At 70.7% G+C, this 13046-nt stretch carries 17 protein-coding genes; 6 read left to right on the forward strand and 11 right to left on the reverse strand.

Translation table 11 applies throughout. The annotated features are described in order from the left end of the window. Window positions 1–3: 3 nt before the first annotated feature. Window positions 4–540, reverse strand: a complete 537-nt coding sequence (locus BM127_RS00230) for a DUF1697 domain-containing protein (protein ID WP_091192898.1) — start codon at window positions 538–540, stop codon at window positions 4–6. A gap of 39 nt (window positions 541–579) precedes the next feature. Between BM127_RS00230 and BM127_RS00235 the strand changes: the two genes are divergently transcribed. Genes BM127_RS00235 through BM127_RS00245 form a run of 3 tightly spaced genes read left to right on the forward strand, consistent with a single transcriptional unit; the run spans window position 580 to window position 2917 of the window. Then, window positions 580–1368, forward strand: a complete 789-nt coding sequence (locus BM127_RS00235; protein WP_091192901.1) for a transporter substrate-binding domain-containing protein — start codon at window positions 580–582, stop codon at window positions 1366–1368. Beyond that, window positions 1368–2159, forward strand: coding sequence for an amino acid ABC transporter permease (locus BM127_RS00240; protein ID WP_091192903.1), 792 nt, complete (start codon window positions 1368–1370; stop codon window positions 2157–2159). Before BM127_RS00235 ends, BM127_RS00240 begins: the two co-directional genes overlap by 1 nt. Beyond that, the gene (locus tag BM127_RS00245; RefSeq protein ID WP_091192905.1) at window positions 2159–2917 is read left to right on the forward strand and encodes an amino acid ABC transporter ATP-binding protein; all 759 of its coding nucleotides are present in this window, start codon (window positions 2159–2161) and stop codon (window positions 2915–2917) included. The genes BM127_RS00240 and BM127_RS00245 overlap by 1 nt, the downstream gene beginning before the upstream one ends. Window positions 2918–2936: 19 nt before the next feature. On the opposite strand, the gene BM127_RS00250 is transcribed toward BM127_RS00245, so the two are convergent. Both BM127_RS00250 and BM127_RS00255 read right to left on the reverse strand, forming a co-directional pair. Continuing rightward, complete coding sequence (locus BM127_RS00250) at window positions 2937–3743, reverse strand: hypothetical protein (RefSeq protein WP_091192906.1); 807 nt, start codon at window positions 3741–3743, stop codon at window positions 2937–2939. A gap of 103 nt (window positions 3744–3846) precedes the next feature. Beyond that, entirely contained in the window at window positions 3847–4758 is a 912-nt protein-coding gene (locus BM127_RS00255; RefSeq protein WP_091192909.1) for a LysR family transcriptional regulator ArgP, read from the reverse strand. A 72-nt stretch (window positions 4759–4830) separates the two neighbouring features. On the opposite strand from BM127_RS00255, the gene BM127_RS00260 reads away from it, so the two are divergent. Then, window positions 4831–5430: a LysE/ArgO family amino acid transporter gene (locus BM127_RS00260; protein ID WP_091192911.1), complete on the forward strand. Its 600-nt coding sequence runs from the start codon at window positions 4831–4833 to the stop codon at window positions 5428–5430. 24 nt (window positions 5431–5454) lie between these two features. Here BM127_RS00260 and BM127_RS00265 read toward each other — a convergent pair whose 3' ends face one another. Continuing rightward, window positions 5455–6252: a hypothetical protein gene (locus BM127_RS00265; protein ID WP_175507290.1), complete on the reverse strand. Its 798-nt coding sequence runs from the start codon at window positions 6250–6252 to the stop codon at window positions 5455–5457. Window positions 6253–6261: 9 nt separating this feature from the next. Beyond that, window positions 6262–7494, reverse strand: a complete 1233-nt coding sequence (hppD, locus tag BM127_RS00270) for a 4-hydroxyphenylpyruvate dioxygenase (protein ID WP_091192914.1) — start codon at window positions 7492–7494, stop codon at window positions 6262–6264. Between the two features lie 83 nt (window positions 7495–7577). Here hppD and BM127_RS00275 point away from each other — a divergent pair, with 83 nt between their 5' ends. Continuing rightward, the gene (locus tag BM127_RS00275) at window positions 7578–8051 is read left to right on the forward strand and encodes an Lrp/AsnC family transcriptional regulator (RefSeq protein WP_091192917.1); all 474 of its coding nucleotides are present in this window, start codon (window positions 7578–7580) and stop codon (window positions 8049–8051) included. Here the strand turns inward: BM127_RS00275 and BM127_RS00280 are convergent. Then, window positions 8032–8547 carry a PaaI family thioesterase gene (locus BM127_RS00280; protein ID WP_091192919.1) on the reverse strand — a complete coding sequence of 172 codons (516 nt, stop codon included), beginning with the start codon at window positions 8545–8547 and terminating at the stop codon, window positions 8032–8034. The genes BM127_RS00275 and BM127_RS00280 overlap by 20 nt on opposite strands. Window positions 8548–8601: 54 nt before the next feature. Between BM127_RS00280 and BM127_RS00285 the strand changes: the two genes are divergently transcribed. Beyond that, on the forward strand, window positions 8602–9084 hold the full coding sequence (locus tag BM127_RS00285) for a winged helix-turn-helix transcriptional regulator (RefSeq protein WP_091195229.1): 483 nt from the start codon (window positions 8602–8604) through the stop codon (window positions 9082–9084). Window positions 9085–9087: 3 nt separating this feature from the next. Here BM127_RS00285 and BM127_RS00290 read toward each other — a convergent pair whose 3' ends face one another. Genes BM127_RS00290 through BM127_RS00310 form a run of 5 tightly spaced genes read right to left on the reverse strand, consistent with a single transcriptional unit; the run spans window position 9088 to window position 12943 of the window. Then, complete coding sequence (locus BM127_RS00290; RefSeq protein WP_091192924.1) at window positions 9088–9723, reverse strand: IclR family transcriptional regulator; 636 nt, start codon at window positions 9721–9723, stop codon at window positions 9088–9090. 27 nt (window positions 9724–9750) lie between these two features. Beyond that, a complete protein-coding gene (locus tag BM127_RS00295; RefSeq protein WP_091192927.1) occupies window positions 9751–11529 on the reverse strand; it encodes a DEAD/DEAH box helicase in 1779 nt (592 codons plus the stop codon). Continuing rightward, window positions 11526–11816, reverse strand: coding sequence for a DUF3039 domain-containing protein (locus tag BM127_RS00300; RefSeq protein ID WP_091192930.1), 291 nt, complete (start codon window positions 11814–11816; stop codon window positions 11526–11528). Before BM127_RS00300 ends, BM127_RS00295 begins: the two co-directional genes overlap by 4 nt. 23 nt (window positions 11817–11839) lie before the next feature. Then, window positions 11840–12394, reverse strand: coding sequence for a YqgE/AlgH family protein (locus BM127_RS00305; protein ID WP_231263151.1), 555 nt, complete (start codon window positions 12392–12394; stop codon window positions 11840–11842). 21 nt (window positions 12395–12415) lie between these two features. Next, window positions 12416–12943: a hypothetical protein gene (locus tag BM127_RS00310; protein WP_091192935.1), complete on the reverse strand. Its 528-nt coding sequence runs from the start codon at window positions 12941–12943 to the stop codon at window positions 12416–12418. Between the last annotated feature and the right edge of the window lie 103 nt (window positions 12944–13046).

A 13046-nucleotide genomic window follows, 5' to 3' on the forward strand; every position in this document is an offset into this window, starting at 1 on the left:
TGCTCAGCACCACTTCCCGGTGACCGTACGCAGCACCTTGACGGTCCGCGCGGTCCCCCGGCCGAGCGCGTTGAACTCCTTCGACGAGAGCAGCTTCGAGGTGTGGATGTCGCCGTCGAGCAGGACGTACGCCGCCCTCCCGTCGACCACCACCGTCTCGCCGGCGTGGGCGAGCGCATGGACCGCCTCCACGGCCGCGGCACCGGGCGGGGCGGCGTACAACGTCACGTAGTGCTGGCCGGACGGCTCGTGCTCGGCGTGCAGCTCCTCGGCGCGCGCGGTGAGCGCCGCCAGGTCGACGGCGGTGAAGACGATCGTCGGCACCTCGAAGCCGGCCTCGGCGGCGTAGGCCTCCTCGAGCAGCTGCTGGACCTTGCCCACCGACCGCGCTGAGTGCGTCAGCCGGACGTTGCCGGTGTTGATGTAGGTCTCGACGTCGCGGCCACCGGCCGCCTCCGTCGCGACCCTGATCGCGTCCTTGGAGAACTTGCGGGTCGCGCCCAGGTTGATGGCACGCAGGAAGGCGACGTAGGTCGGCATGGGGCCAGTGTTCCAGTGGAGGGGTCTACGGTGGGGAGCATGAAGTCTCGGAGCCTCGTCACCGCGCTCAGCGCCGCCGCCCTCGCCGTCTCCTTCGCCGGGTGTGCCAAGGAGGACACCTCCACCACCACCGAGTCGGGGATCTCGCTGGTCACCGACGGCACCCTGACCATCTGCACCCACCTCCCCTACGAGCCCTTCGAGTTCACCGAGGACGGCGAGGTCGTCGGCTTCGACCCCTCCGTGCTCGAGATCGCGGCAGAGGCCGAGGGGCTCGACACCGAGGTCCTCGACGTCGCCTGGGAGACGATCACCACCGGCGAGGCGCTCAACAGCGGCCAGTGCGACGTCGGTGCGGGAGCGATGACGATCAACGACGAGCGCGAGGCCGTCATGGACTTCACCGACCCCTACTTCACGGCCACCCAGGCCCTGATGACCAAGACGGGTGCGGGCATCACGTCGCTCGAGGACCTCGCCGGCAAGAAGGTCGCCGTTCAGGACGGCACGACCGGCTCCGACTACGTGCGCGAGAACGCACCCGACGACACCGAGATCATCTCCTTCGAGGACTCCTCGCTGATGCAGCAGGCGGTCCTGACCGGGCAGGTCGACGCCGGCGTCAACGACAACGGCCTGCTCAACTACTTCGTCACCCAGAACCCCGAGGTCGAGGTCGTCACCGAGTTCGAGACCAACGAGGACTACGGCTTCTCGGTGAAGAAGGACGGCAACGACGACCTGCTCACCGCGATCAACGACGCGATCGCGAGTGACGAGTACGACGCCGTCTACGAGGAGTGGTTCGGCACCGCCCCGGCCGAGTGATGGCGAGTCCGCGCCAGCGCGCCGCCCGGTGGCGCTACGTCCAGTACGCCGTGCTGGTCGCCGTCGTGCTCACGGTCGCCCTGGTGGCCGACTGGGGCCAGCTCCAGCGCGCGTTCTGGAACTGGGAGCTGGTCAAGGAGCAGTTTCCGCGCGTCCTGACGATCGCCCTCAAGAACACGCTGATCTACACCGCGTGCGGCTTCGCCTTCGGGCTGGTCCTCGGCCTCGTGCTGGCACTCATGCGCCTCTCGAGCGTCGGTCCCTACCGGTGGATCGCGACGGGCGTCATCGAGCTGTTCCGCGGCCTGCCCGCCCTGGTCGTGTTCATCGCGCTCAGCGTGGGCTTCCGGCTGGCCTTCCCCGCCTACGAGATCCCGTTCGGCAACCTCGGCATCGTCACCCTCGCCCTCGGCCTGGTCGGCGGTGCCTACATGGCCGAGACCATCCGGGCCGGCATCCAGGCCGTGCCGAAGGGACAGATGGAGGCGGCCCGCTCGCTCGGGATGTCGCACGGCCGGGCCATGATCAGCGTGGTCGTCCCGCAGGCGTTCCGGATCATCCTGCCGCCGCTGACCAACGAGCTGATCCTGCTCACGAAGGACTCCTCGCTGGTCTACATCCTCGGGCTGTCGCTGTCGGGCTACGAGCTCACCAAGTTCGGCCGCGAGGGCATGAACTCTGCCTCCAACCTGACCCCGATCATCGTGATCGCCCTGTGCTACCTGCTGATCACGGTGCCGCTGTCGATCGTCGTACGCCGCATGGAGAGCCGCTCGGAGAGGGCCCGCTGATGACCACCGACCGCATCACCGACCGCACGACCGCCGCGATCGACGTGCAGGACCTCCACAAGTACTTCGGCGCGAACGAGGTGCTCAAGGGCATCGACTTCCACGTCGGCACGGGTCAGGTCGTCTGCGTCATCGGCCCGTCCGGGTCCGGCAAGTCCACTCTGCTGCGCTGCGTCAACATGCTCGAGGTCCCGACGAGCGGCAAGATCTTCGTCGCGGGCGAGGAGATCACCGACCGCGACGCCGACGTGGACCAGCTGCGCGCCCGGATCGGAATGGTCTTCCAGCAGTTCAACCTGTTCCCGCACATGACCGTCCTGCGCAACCTGACGATCGCACAGGAGAAGGTGAAGGGCCGCAAGAAGGACGAGGCGGTCGAGATCGCGCGTACGACGCTGGCGAAGGTGGGGCTGTCCGAGAAGGAGTCCGCCTACCCGGCGCACCTGTCGGGCGGGCAGTCCCAGCGGGTCGCGATCGCCCGCGCGCTCGCGATGAGCCCCGACATGATGCTCTTCGACGAGCCCACGTCGGCCCTCGACCCGGAGCTGGTCGGCGACGTGCTCGCCGTCATGAAGGACCTGGCCGCCGAGGGGATGACCATGATGGTCGTGACCCACGAGATGGGCTTCGCCCGCGAGGTCGGCGACAACCTGGTCTTCATGGATGACGGGGTGATCGTCGAGGAGGGCGACCCGCGCGAGGTCCTGGCGAACCCGCGTCACGAGAGGACGCAGCTGTTCCTCTCGAAGGTGCTCTAGGCGACGGCAGCGAGTGGGCTCAGGCCCGCTTGCACTGGCTGGGCGGCGTCACGGCGGGGTCGAACACGTGCTGCGGGGGCACGATGTTGTCCCCGTTCTGCGACTCCTTCATCGTCATGGCCCACCAGCCGGTGCGACGGGTGTCGAAGGCGGCGCGCTGGTCCTTGGGGATCTGGTTCCACATGCCCAGGACGTCGACGCCGACCTCGATGAGGTGACCGTGGGGGGCGACGAAGGCACTGGCCTCGGTGTCGTAGGGCACCGACGGCGGCGTGGCGAAGAGCCCGCGCGGGAGCCCGGCGAGGACCGTCTTGAAGTCGAGTCCCACCGAGACGTCGTCACCGTCGAGCCCGAGGACCCGGCCCTGGGTGAGGGCCCAGCTCGGGTCGAGCTCGGTCGGGAGGGCCCAGCTGCGGGCCGCGTCGCCGGTGATGTCGACCCAGCAGTTGTCGGAGCCCGGGCCCCAGTCCTCGCTGTTGAAGTAGGTGCGGTCGTTGACCACGAGGTAGTCGATCTGCTGCGCCTGGCCGTCGAGCGTCGAGTCCAGGGAGACCTCGCTGTAGCCCGTCGACGGGCTGAAGCGGCCGTCGAGGTCGAGGAGTCGCTTGCCGCCCTTGTCAGGGTTCTTGGTGAGCAGCTGGCCGTGCCACTCCACGATGCCCATCTTGTTGACCTGGGCGACCAGGCCGCTGACCTTCTCGCCCAGCTTCTCCGCGTCCTGGGTCTTCGTGGCCGCAGCCGAGCCCGAGCCGCCGCAGCCGCTGAGCGTGAGGAGCAGACCGGCGGCGAGCGCCGCGGTCCACGAGGCGTTGAGGCGACGTGTCACTGGGGGTCCCCATTCCGATCCGGTCCGCGACGTGCACCGTGCTCGACGCGTTTCGGAGCCTAGGACTCCCGCAGATACCTGTCAGGAGAACCGAAGATCTTCCTCAGGTCGCCATCCACCGCCGGGCGGCGTACACCACGGCCTCGGTCAGCTCCCCGACGAGCGCCGAACCCAGGCGCCAGTGCTGCCAGTAGAGCGCCACCTCGGACCGGCGCCCGGGAACGAGCTCGACCAGATCGCCGCTCGCCAGCTCGCCGGTCACGTCCGACTCGGGGAGCAGGCCCCACCCCATCCCCACCCGGATCGCGCGGTCGAACTCGCGGACCGACGGCAGGTAGGTGACCGGTGGCGCAAGGTGGCGACGAGTGACCCGACGGACGAAGTCGTGCTGGAGGGAGTCGGTCCGGTCGAAGGCCACGATCGGCGCCTCCGCCAGGGTGGCCGAGCCGACGCCGTCGGCGAAGTGGGCGGCATGGAACTCGCGCGTCGCGACCGCGGCGTAGCGCAACCGCCCGAGCCGCACGACCCGGCAGCCGGGCACCGGCCTGGGCTCGCCCGTGATGGCGGCCATCACCTCACCGCGCCGCAACCGCTCCGCCGTGCGGGTGTGGTCCTCGCGCACCACCTCGAACACCACCCGGTGCCGGGACTGCACGTCCGCGAGGGCGTCGACGAACCACCCGTAGAGGGCGTCGGCGTTCACCGCGATCGGGACGGAGGTGCAGGAGGTCCCGCCGGCGTCGGACTCCTCCACCAGCTCGGCCACCGCCTCCCGCTCCAGCAGCTCGGTCTGGGTGGCCAGCCGGACCAGCACCAACCCGGCCTCCGTGGGCTCCAGGGGCTTCACCCGGTGGAGCAGGACCCGGCCCATCCGGGTCTCCAGCGCCTTGATCCGCTGGCTCACCGCGGAGGGGGTGACGTGGAGCTCGCGTGCGGCCGCCTCGAAGGTGCCGAGCCGCACCGCGACGGCCAGTGTGCGCAGGGCCACAGGGTCGAGCTGAGTGATGTCTTTCATACTTAGACATCCTAATGATTCCTGCAAATACTTCGCTGGAGTGAAGCACTCGCGCGTCCTACCGTTGGTCACATGTTCCAGGTTGCTCTCACCGGTCTTCTCACCGGACTCGCTCTCATCATCGCCGTCGGCGCGCAGAACGCCTTCCTGCTCCGTCAGGGGATCCGTGGCCAGCAGGTGCTGCCCATCGTGCTGACGTGCCTCGTCTCGGACGTGGTGGCGATCACCGCCGGCGTGGCCGGGCTCGGCGTCGTGCTCGAGCGCTGGCCGTCGGTGCTGCCGGTGGCCCAGATCCTCGGCGGGCTCTACCTGATCGCCTTCGGCGTGCACGCGGCGATGCGCGCATGGCGCCCCGCGGCGCTCGACGCCGGCGAGGGCGCGGCCCTCACCACGGGCAAGGCGATCCTGCTGACGCTCGCGCTGACCTGGCTCAACCCGCACTTCTACCTCGACGCCGTCCTGATGCTCGGCACGGTGGCCAACAGCTTCGGCGACGACCGCTGGTGGTTCGTGTCCGGCACCCTCGTCGCGAGCGTGCTGTGGTTCTTCGGCCTCGGCTACGGCGCGCGGCTGCTTCGCGGCCTGTTCGCCCGGCCGACCGCCTGGCGCGTGCTCGACTCCGGCATCGCGGTCGTCATGGGCGCCCTGGGCATCGGGCTGCTCGCCCACTGAGGCAGGCGCCACGCCTCCGGCGCGCTACTCCCCGGCGTACGCCAGGCCGCGCTCGGCCATCGCCTCGCGCAGCCGGGTGATCGCGATCGGGCCGACCCCGTGGATCGCGGCCAGCTCGGCAGCGGAGTGTGCGGCGACCTGCTCGAGGGTGGTGACCCCCACCTCGCGCAGAGCCCGGGTCGCCGGTGCGCCGATGTTCCTCGGCACGGGCGTCCCGTCGGCCTTCTGCGCGCGCTGACGCGGGGCGGGCAGAGAGGCGTCGACGACCGCCTCGCCGCGCGGCGACAGCAGGTAGCCGATGGCCAGCGACTCGGTCAGCCCCAGCTCCTTGAGCTTGCGGACGTCCTTCTTGAAGTCGGCCGTCTCGCGCCCCACCTGCGCCGCCAGGTCCGGGGCACGGACGGTCGGGTGGAGGTCGATCAGGTCGAGCGTCTGTCGCGTCCAGGCGCCGTACGACGACGACGCGTCGAGACGGTCGAGGCGCGCGTTGATCGTCGCGAGCTCCTCGGCGGTCGGCACGGCGGCCCGCAGCGCCTCGCGCGGGTCGGACCCGGCGTACGCCAGACCGATCCGCCAGGCGGGATCCTCCTGGCGGGCCGCGAGTGCCTGCTTGAGGGCCGCCAGCGACGGTGCGCCCGCCCGGCGGGCGTCCTCGGCGCGCAGGCTCGAGACGCTCACCTGCTCCACCGAGGTCACCTCGAGCAGCCCGACCCCCGTGCGCATCCGGGTGCCCACCACCACGCGCGGCTTCGCCCAGCGGCGGAACGCCAGGTCGACCGTGCCGGCCTTGATCGCGGCCAGCTCGGCCGGGCGGATCATCATGGGAGAAGACTACAAATTCCCGCGCGCGTCCTGCTCGCGCTCGATCGCCTCGAAGAGCGCCTTGAAGTTGCCCTTGCCGAAGCCGAGCGAGCCGTGCCGCTCGATGAGCTCGAAGAAGACCGTCGGCCGGTCGCCGAGCGGCTTGGTGAAGATCTGGAGGAGGTAGCCGTCCTCGTCGCGGTCCACCAGGATGCCGCGCTTCTGCAGCTCCTCGATCGGCACCCGCACCTCGCCGATGCGCGCGCGGAGCTCGTCGTCCTCGTAGTAGGAGTCGGGAGTGTTGAGGAACTCGACGCCGTTGGCGCGCAGCGCGTCGACGCTGGCGAGGATGTCGCCGGTGGCGACCGCGAGGTGCTGGGCGCCGGGACCGTTGTAGAACTCGAGGTACTCGTCGATCTGCGACTTCTTCTTCGCGATGGCCGGCTCGTTGAGCGGGAACTTCACCCGGTGGTTGCCGTTGGCGACGACCTTCGACATCAGCGCGGAGTAGTCGGTGGCGATGTCATCACCGATGAACTCGGCCATGTTCACGAAGCCCATCACCTGGTTGTAGAAGGTGACCCACTCGTCCATCCTGCCGAGCTCGACGTTGCCGACGATGTGGTCGAGCGCCTGGAACAGGCGCTTGGGCTCACCGTCGCGCTTGTCCCAGCGCGGCTCGACGGCCACGTAGCCCGGGAGGTAGGGGCCGGCGTACGTCACGCCGTCGACGCTCCGCTGCACCAGCGTGTGTCGGGTCTCGCCGTAGGTCGCGATCGCCGCGACCCGCACCGTGCCGTGCTCGTCGCTGACGTCCTCCGGCTCGCGCAGGACCGTGGCGCCGGCCTTGCGGGCCTGCGCGATGCACTGGTCGACGTCGGGGACCTCGAGCGCGATGTCGACGACGCCGTCGCCGTGGCGCGCGTGGTGGCCGACCAGGTCGCTGTCGGGCGAGACAGCACCGCTCAGCACGAACTTGATCGAGCCGGACTTCAGCACGTAGGACTTGTGGTCGCGGTTGCCGTTCTCGGGACCCGAGTAGGCGATGAGCTCCATGCCCCACGCCGAGGCGTAGTAGTGGGCGGCCTGCGTCGCGTTGCCGACCACGAAGCAGATCGCGTCCCAGCCGGTCACCGGGAACGGGTCGGCGTCGGCGTCGTACTCCACGAGGCCGACGAGCTGCCGCAGCTGCTCGAGGGACAGGTCGGCCTTCATCTCGTCCACGGTCAGGGCGCCACCGGTCGAGGCGATGTCAGTCGTCATGGACCTCACCCTGCCCAACGACCGGCAAGGTGTGCAACAGTACGTCGAAATGCTGTACAGGTTGTCCAACAGAGGGGCCCATCATGGATGAGATCGACGGCAAGGTGATCGACCTCTTCGCCCGCGAGCCCCGGCTGGGCGTGCTCGAGGCGAGCCGTCGCCTGGGCATCGCGCGCGGCACCGTCCAGGCCCGCCTCGACAAGCTGGTCGCCTCCGGGGTGATCACCGGCTGGGGCCCCGACCTCTCCCCCGAGGCCCTCGGCTACCCCGTGACGGCCTTCCTGACCCTCGAGATCCGCCAGGGGGCCGGTCACGACACGGTCGCCCTCCACCTGGCAGCGATCCCCGAGGTGCTCGAGGCCTTCACGATCACCGGGGCCGGCGACATGTGGGCGCGCGTGGTCGCGCGGTCGAACGCCGACCTCCAGCGCGTCATCGACCTGGTGCTCACCGAGCCCGGTATCGACCGCTCGACGACGGTCATCGCGCTGGCCACGCAGATCGGCTACCGCGTGGCCCCGTTGGCGCGAGCTGCGGTCAGTCCCCCGCCCGCATGATCAGGCAGGTCGAGGTCGCGTGGGCGACCAGCTTGCCGGCGCCGTCGGTGAGCTGCGCCTGCGCGAGGGCCGTACGTCGTCCACGCTGGATGACGGTGCCCTCGCAGGTGAGCAGCCCCGAGTCGATCGTGACGGGGCGCAGGAACTTCACGGTGAGGTCGACCGAGGTGTAGAACTCGCCGGCCGCCAGCGTGGTGTGGACCGCACAGGCGGCCGCGGTGTCGAGCAGGGTCGAGATCACCCCACCGTGCACGCTGCCGAGCGGGTTGTAGTGGAACCCGGCCGCCGGCATCTCCACGACCACACGTCCGGCCTCGGGACGCAGGTCGGTGACGCCGAGGGTGTCCATGATCGGCGGGTGCGGCATCCCGCCCTCCCGCATCGACTGGAGCTGCTCGAGGCCGGTCATCTCCAGGAGCGCGCCCAGGTCGACCTGCCCCGGGGTCGTCCAGGTGAAGGTGCGCGTCTCGGTCTCGTAGGGGGTGGTCTGCGACATGGAGCCAGCATGCGTTCCTTGCCTGAGTCTGTCAACTGGACCTAGCATGTGGGCATGGCCACACCTCCCGCCGCGCTCGCCTTCTCCACCGACAACTGCACCATCGGCCGGGCGATGGCGGTCCTCGGGGAGCGGTGGACCTTCGTGGTGGTGCGCGAGGTCGCCAACGGCATCCGCCGCTTCGACGACATGCGCCGCCACACCGGGATGCCGCGCCAGGTCCTCACCGACCGGCTGACCCTCCTCGTCGAGCACGACATCCTGCGCCGGGTGGCCTACCGCGAGGACGGCCAGCGCGAGCGCCACGAGTACCGCCTGACCGACAAGGGCTTCGAGCTCTTCCCGGTGATGCTCGCGGTCGCGGAGTGGGGCGACCGCTACTACGCCGACGACGACGGGCCGCCGGTCGAGTTCGCGCACCGCGACTGCGGCGCGTCCATCGCGGTGGCGATCCGCTGCGCCGAGGGGCACGAGCTCGCCGGACCGCGCGACCTCGTCAGCCGCCCGGGGCCGGGGGTCAAGCCGTTCGGGGACTGACCCTCACCGGAGCCGCTCGGCGACCTCGTGCGCCGCCGCGATCACCTGCGGCGCCACCTCGGCCTCGTCGATGGCCTCGGCCAACGTCACGATCCCCACGCTCGCCCGCAGCCCTTCGACACCGCGCACCGGCGCGGCCAGGCCGCGGGCGCCGCTCTGCAGCTCCCCGCTGGTGACGGCGTACGACGGCTCCGCGACGTCGAGCAGCGCGATCGCCTTCCCTGCGGCGCCCTGCGACAGCTGGTGCCGCGCCCCCACGCGGTAGGACACGTGGAAGTCGGTCCACGTCGGCTCGACGACCGCCAGCGCCAGCGCCTCGTCGCCGTCGGCCACCGTGAGGTGGGCCGTCGAGCCGATCGACTCGGCGAGCGAGCGCAGGACCGGCATGGCGAGGTCGCGCAGGATCGGCTGGACGGCACTGGCCAGGTGGAGCACCCCGAGCCCGACGAAGAGCCGCGATCGCGCGTCGCGCCGCACCAGTCCGTGCTGCTCGAGCGTGCTGATCAGGCGGTAGACCACCGTGCGGTTGACCTGCAGGCGTCCCGACAGCTCGGTGATGGTGAGCCCCTCGGGGCTCTCCGCGAGCACCCGCAGCACCCGGAGTCCGCGGTCGAGCGTCTGCGAGGTCTCCGAGGGCATTGCGTCAGTCTGGCAGGAACCGGTCGGTCAGGACGACTGACGCATCGCCCACTCGCGGATCCGGTTGATCCGCTCGTGGAGCTGGTCGGCGTTGGCCACCGCGGCGGGCGGTCCGCCGCACTCCTTGCGCAGCGTCGAGTGGGTGATGCCGTGCGCTTGCCCGGTGCGGTGGTGCCACGCGGCGACGAGCCCGTTGAGCTCGCGGCGCAGCACCCCGAGCTGCTGGTGGGTGCTGAGCTGCTCGACCGAGTCCACGACCCGGTCCTCCAGGCCGTCGGCCTTCTGCTTGCGGGCACGCTCGCTCTGCCGCGAGTGCAGCAGCTCGCGCACCTGGTCGGGCTCGAGGAGCCCGGGGATGCCGAGGAAGTCCATCTCCTCCTCCGAGCCGGACAGCACCTCGCCGGAGTGGCCGAACTGGGCCCCGTCGTAGAGCACGTGGTCGAAGGACGCCGTCGAGCCCAGCGCCTCCCACGACATCTCCAGCTCGTCGGAGGCACCCTCCCCCGCGTTGGCCTCGGCCAGCAGGTCGTTCTCCGCGGCGAAGATGTCGTCCTCGTCGGTGACCCGGCGACCGAGCACGTGGTCGCGCTGGGCCTCCATGTCGGAGGCGAACTCGAGCAGCGTCGGCACCGACGGCAAGAACACCGATGCGGTCTCGCCGCGGGAGCGCGCGCGGACGAAGCGGCCCACGGCCTGGGCGAAGAAGAGCGGCGTCGAGGTGGTGGTCGCCCACACCCCGACCGCGAGGCGCGGCACGTCGACGCCCTCGGAGACCATCCGCACCGCGACCATCCAGCGCTTCTCCGACTCGGTGAAGGTCGCGATCTTCTTCGAGGCGCCCTTCTCGTCGGAGAGCACGACGGTCGGTGACTCGCCGCTGATCTTCTTGAGCAGGCCGGCGTAGGCGCGCGCGGTCTCCTGGTCGCTGGCGATGACCATGCCGCCGGCGTCGGGGACGTGACGGCGTACCTCCGAGAGTCGCCTGTCGGCCGCCTGCAGCACGGCGGGCATCCAGGACCCCTGCGGGTCAAGGGCCGTACGGAGTGCGTGGGCGTGCATGTCCTTGGTGAGCGGCTCACCGAGTCGGGCCACGATCTCGTCGCCGGCACGGGTGCGCCACTGCATCTCGCCGGAGTAGGCCATGAAGAGGACCGGGCGCACGACGTGGTCGGCCAGCGCGTGGGCGTAGCCGTAGGTGAAGTCCGGCAGCGACGTGGGGATGCCGTCCTCGCCGGGCGCGTAGGTGACGAACGGGATCGGGTTGATGTCGGAGCGGAACGGCGTGCCGGTCAGGGAGAGCCGGCGGGTGGCGGGATCGAAGGACTCCCGCACACCTTCACCCCACGACAGCGCGTCGCCGGCGTGGTGGATCTCGTCGAGGATGACCAGTGTCTTGAAGCGCTCCGTGCGGATGCGCATCGCGAGCGGGTTGACCGCCACCCCGGCGTAGGTCACCGCGATGCCGACGTAGTCGTCGGAGGTGCGGCCCTTGCCGGCGGAGTAGGTCGGGTCGATCGGGATGCCGGCCTTGGCCGCGGCCTCGGCCCACTGCGTCTTGAGGTGCTCGGTCGGAGCGACGACCGTGATCCGGTCGACGATGCGTCGGCTCAGCAGGTCGGCCGCGACGGTCAGCGCGAAGGTCGTCTTGCCGGCACCGGGGGTGGCGACGGCGAGGAAGTCGCGGGGCTGGCGCGACTGGTAGGAGTCCATCGCCGCCTGCTGCCAGGCGCGGAGGGAGGGCGCGGTGCCCCAGGCGGCCCGGTCGGGCCACGCGGGGGGCAGCGGCAGCTCGGGCCGCCCCGTCACGCCTCGGGACCCGAGCCGTCGCCGCCAGAGCCGCCGGGCTTGTCGCCCGGCTTCATCGACTCCCAGATCTCCTTGCAGTCCGGGCACACGGGGAACTTCTCCGGGGCCCGCGAGGGGACCCAGACCTTGCCGCACAGCGCGATCACAGGGGTGCCCAGGACCATGGCCTCGGTGAGCTTGTCCTTGGGGACGTAGTGGGAGAACCGCTCGTGGTCGCCCTCGTCGGTGGGCACCGTCTGACGCTCTTCGATCGTCTGACTGCCGGGGGAGAATCCGATGGTGCTCATGATGGGGCAGCCTAGTTCACGGGTCAGTTGAGGTCGGGATCGACGGGGCGGGTCACGTGCCAGGCGAGCATGCCCGGCTGGCGTCGCATCACGTCGCGGCGCAGTCCGCTCGTGTCGACCCGGAAGGCGTCGTCCGCCTCCCCCGTCACGACGTACCAGCTGCCCTCCTCTACCTCGCCCTCGAGCTGCTCGGCGCCCCAGCCGGCATAGCCGGCGAAGACCCGCAGCGCGGTGAGCGAGCCGTCGACGAGCTCGGTCGGGGTGTCGAGGTCGACCATGCCGAGCAGCCCGGCGACGGGCCGCCACCCGACCGGCACGTCCTGCGGGTCACGCAGTGCCGCGACCGCCAGGGCACCGTCGGTGCCGACCGGTCCCCCGCGGAAGAGGACCTCCGGCTCGGCCACCGCGTCACCCCAGGGCTCGAGCACCTCGGCGACCGGGACCTGTGACGGTCGGTTGAGCACGACGCCGAGCGCCCCCTCCGAGTTGACGTCGAGCAGCAGCACGACGGTGTCGACGAAGTTGGGGTCCTGCAGGGCCGGTGTCGCCACCAGCAGCATCCCCGATGCCAGCTGCATGCGGTCCATCATGACAGGCGCTCAGGCGGCCAGCACCGCTTTCAGCCGCTGGACCAGCGACGGCGCGCCGGTCTCGGTCCGCCGGCGCGCGCCCGGGACGTACGACGTCCGCGCTCCGGCCTCGATGGACCGCCCGACCCGGGCGGCGGCCTCCCCCGGCCCACTGGCGCGACCCGCCATCAGGGCGAGCATCTCGTGCTCCTTGGTGGTCGCGACCGCCAGGGTGCGGGCCATCTCGGGGCTGGTGGGGTGGGCGACGTGGTGGTCGATGACGGCCCGGATGCCGGGCATGTCCTCGGCGGCCGCGAGCCACGCGAGGGCGACGGCGTTCTCGAGGTCGAGGGGCTGGTCGGACAGCTCGCGCTCGACGTGGCCGGCCAGGCGGGTGTGCCAGCGCAGGGTCAGCGCCCCCAGCAGGGTCAGCTCGTCGCCGAAGGTGTCGGCGACGCCCTCCACGTCGAGGGGCAGGCGGCCGTCGAGGCGGTGGTCGGCGGCGGCGATCACGGCGCGGAGCACGTCCGCGCGGCGGTGGTGGGACGTCCAGGTCATGGCGGTCTCCTTGGTGACATACCGGAAGTACGTACTTCGAGTATGCCAAGCCCTTCCCGGGAGCGCCAACCACTCCGCCGTGAGTCGGGTCACCACCTGGACA

The sequence above is a fragment of the Nocardioides alpinus genome, from assembly GCF_900112035.1.
In the GTDB taxonomy this organism is placed as follows: domain Bacteria; phylum Actinomycetota; class Actinomycetes; order Propionibacteriales; family Nocardioidaceae; genus Nocardioides; species Nocardioides alpinus.